Raw genomic sequence first — 2,682 nt, 5'->3', positions numbered from 1 at the left:
GCGCACGAGGGCGGCGGCCAGGCGGGCGAGGTCCTTCGGCGGGACGTGGCGGGCGAGGCCCGCCGGGGTGTGCGGGAGGGCGAGGCCGGCGGCGACCGCGAGGGCGCGTTCGTCGAAGTACGGGCGCAGTTCCGGCCAGACGGCCTGCGCCTCGCGGCAGAAGATGCCGGCGCCCACCGGACCGATCCTGGGCACCTCCCGGAGCAGCTCGCGGAGCTTCTCCGGCTCGCCGGAGGCCCGCTCGCGGAGCTCCCGCAGATCACCGTGGTAGCGGTCGAGGACCAGCGCCGCCCCGTCGCCCAGGGCGGTGGCCGTGCTCTCGTCGTACCGGACGTAGTGCGCGCGCCCGAGGGCGTCCACGCGTGCCTGCCAGGAGGAGTCCGCCATGGCGCGGGGGGTCCGCAGCCCCGCGGCGAACAGTTCGCGCGCGGCGGCGGTGGCGATCCCGGCCCTGATCCGGACCGAGCACAGGACGGTGAGGACCAGGAGCCGGTACAGCGGGGCGGGCTTGTCCCGCAGGGTGATCCCGGCCTCGTCGGCGTAGGTCCGCCCGTACGCGCGCAGCAGCCGCGCGATCACCTCGTCGGCGTCCACCGCAGCCTCCTCAGCGGGCCGTCAGTGCCCGAAGCGGAAGCGATGGCGCGGGCGCCGCCCGGTGACGGCCGCGGCGTCGCCCTCCGTACGGGGCGCGGTCTCCCGCCCCTCGTACGCCTCGCCGCCCCGCTCACGGGACCGCGGCGCCGCCTGCCCGTACGCACGGCGCCCGAGGGTCCGGCGCCGACGGGCCCGTGCGGCGCCCGAGGCCATCAGGGCGCAGGCGATGCCGACGATCACGGCCAGCGCCATGCCGGCGAGGAAGATCGAGAGGCCGTCCATCGTGGCGATCCGGTTGTCGAACATCATGACGGCGTGGTCGGGGCCCCCGGTGTTCTCCGAGATCAGCAGCCCGATGAAGGCACCCGTCGCCCCGAGAAGCAGCAGACCCAGCAGGAACAGCATGGCCGTACGTCCTTCCGCTGACCTCCCCCGCCTTCGGCACGTTCCTTCGGCCGCCCACCCTCCTCGGGCCGCGTCTACCCGCGCGTCCGGCACTCACGCGTACGGGACGGGGCACCGGGTAGTCGACCGGAAGGGGAGAGAAGGGGCACGACCATGAACTTCAGTGACGGCAGATCCCACGTGGTCGTGGGGGTCGACGGCTCGCCCCCGTCGTACGCGGCGCTGCGGTGGGCGGTCCGGCAGGCGCGGCAGACCGGCGCGGTCCTGGACGTCGTGGGCGTCTACGACGTGCCCGGCGCGACGGGATGGTCCGCGCCACCCGTGGACGCCGCGTTCGACGCGGAGCACGCCACGAAGGCCCTGTCCGAGGAACTCGGCTCCGTGCTCTCCCGGAGCGGCGAGGTGCCGCCCCTCGAGCAGCACGTGGTCCGGGGCAACCCCGCCGAGGTGCTGATCGAGGCGTCGGACGGCGCCGACCTGCTCGTCGTCGGCAGCCGGGGCCGGGGCGGCTTCACGAGCCTCCTCCTGGGCTCGGTCAGCCAGCAGTGCGCCGTGCACGCCCACTGCCCCGTCGTCATCGTCCGCGAGGACACCTCGGAAGAGGCGGGCTCCGCGGAGACGACGCCCTGACGCCCGTCCCGTACCGCGGAGGTCGGTTCCCATGAACGCGTCGATGTCCCTCGTCCACGTCCCCGGTGGTCCCCTCCTGCTCCCCGCCGACGAGGTGACCCTCCTCCTGCGGCGTCTCGCGTCCCGCTGGCTGGAATCGGCCGACGACTACGACTCGGGCCTCGACCCGGAGACGGTCGAGGCGCTGGTCGACTCGCTGACGGAGGTCGCCGACCGGATCGACGCCGAGTGCATCGCGCTCATGCCGCTCAGCGACGGGGGAGAGGACGGGATCGACGGAAGGTGATCAGGATGAGCGAGCGGAAGAACCCACGACGCTCGGACGAGCCACTGCCCCGGGAGCCCGAGGACCAGCAGGCCACGGGAAAGGAGATCGGGGACGAATCGGAGGACCCGCTGGCCGTTCCCCTCCCCGAGGAGGCCGGGAAGGGAAGCCCGCCGGACACCGACGTGGCCGGCACCGGCCCCCGGGGCCGGGTCCGCGAGGGCACCGTCCATCCCGAGCACCCCGCTCCGGAGGAGCCGGCCGACTGACGGGCGAGCCGAAGGGCTGACAAGCCGGCGGGACCGTGGAGAAGGCCGAGTCGTACGGCAGGACCGCGAGGCCGCGAGTGCCGGGACACGGGCCGTTCCTCCGCGACGCGAGGCCGACCCGCCGAGGCCCTCGCCCATGACGCGCGGCCGACCCGTCGAGGAGCTCGCCGCCCGAGCCGCGGCCGCGGGCGAGTAAAATCCGGATCGGGTCCGCACACGGGCTCCGGACGTCCACGCGAGACGGGACGGAGGTCGACGTGACAGTTTCTGCAGGCTCCACCGGGCTCCCGTCCGTCGCCCGCGCGGAGCGTGGCTTCGCCGAACTCGCCGCCGAGAACCGCTGGTTGCGCGATCGGATCGCCCGGCGCCACCTGCTGGACCTCGCCGCCGGTGTGCTCGCCGCACAGCTGCGGCTGCCCCCTTCCGAAGCGGCCGAGTACCTCTCCGCCCTCGCCCAGGCGACCGGCCTGTCCCCGGAGGACCTCGCGGCGGACATCGTGAACGCGGCCGCCGGTGACG

The 2,682-nt window shown here is 74.6% G+C and carries 6 protein-coding genes; 4 read left to right on the top strand and 2 right to left on the bottom strand.

Going from position 1 to position 2,682, the window contains the following annotated elements; translation table 11 throughout:
- Positions 1 to 594: endonuclease (locus tag CCN56_RS40355; protein ID WP_086832517.1), on the bottom strand; the 594-nt coding region annotated here is incomplete at its 3' end.
- 21 nt (positions 595 to 615) lie between these two features.
- Positions 616 to 999: a hypothetical protein gene (locus CCN56_RS40350; RefSeq protein WP_086832516.1), complete on the bottom strand. Its 384-nt coding sequence runs from the start codon at positions 997 to 999 to the stop codon at positions 616 to 618.
- A 153-nt stretch (positions 1,000 to 1,152) separates the two neighbouring features.
- Here CCN56_RS40350 and CCN56_RS40345 point away from each other — a divergent pair, with 153 nt between their 5' ends.
- The 4 genes from CCN56_RS40345 to CCN56_RS40330 form a co-directional block, all read left to right on the top strand.
- Entirely contained in the window at positions 1,153 to 1,629 is a 477-nt protein-coding gene (locus CCN56_RS40345; protein ID WP_086832515.1) for a universal stress protein, read from the top strand.
- A gap of 31 nt (positions 1,630 to 1,660) precedes the next feature.
- Entirely contained in the window at positions 1,661 to 1,915 is a 255-nt protein-coding gene (locus CCN56_RS40340; protein ID WP_086832514.1) for a DUF6213 family protein, read from the top strand.
- 5 nt (positions 1,916 to 1,920) lie between these two features.
- Positions 1,921 to 2,163, top strand: coding sequence for a hypothetical protein (locus tag CCN56_RS40335; protein WP_086832513.1), 243 nt, complete (start codon positions 1,921 to 1,923; stop codon positions 2,161 to 2,163).
- Between the two features lie 257 nt (positions 2,164 to 2,420).
- Positions 2,421 to 2,682, top strand: a 262-nt coding sequence (locus CCN56_RS40330; RefSeq protein ID WP_143664831.1) for an ANTAR domain-containing protein, incomplete at its 3' end; no start/stop codon positions are given.

The sequence above is a fragment of the Streptomyces sp. NRRL B-24572 genome (genome assembly GCF_002156145.1).
In the GTDB taxonomy this organism is placed as follows: Bacteria; Actinomycetota; Actinomycetes; order Streptomycetales; family Streptomycetaceae; genus Streptomyces; species Streptomyces vietnamensis.
The sequence above is the reverse complement of the archived record's forward strand: the minus strand, read 5'-3'. Positions and strand labels throughout refer to the sequence as shown.

What these genes read in the sequence shown, in the direction of transcription:
- CCN56_RS40340 (WP_086832514.1), top strand. Translation starts at nt 1,661, where the DNA reads ATGAACGCGTCGATGTCCCTCGTCCACGTCCCCGGTGGTCCCCTCCTG.
- CCN56_RS40350 (WP_086832516.1), bottom strand. Translation starts at nt 999, where the DNA reads ATGCTGTTCCTGCTGGGTCTGCTGCTTCTCGGGGCGACGGGTGCCTTC.
- CCN56_RS40335 (WP_086832513.1), top strand. Translation starts at nt 1,921, where the DNA reads ATGAGCGAGCGGAAGAACCCACGACGCTCGGACGAGCCACTGCCCCGG.
- CCN56_RS40345 (WP_086832515.1), top strand. Translation starts at nt 1,153, where the DNA reads ATGAACTTCAGTGACGGCAGATCCCACGTGGTCGTGGGGGTCGACGGC.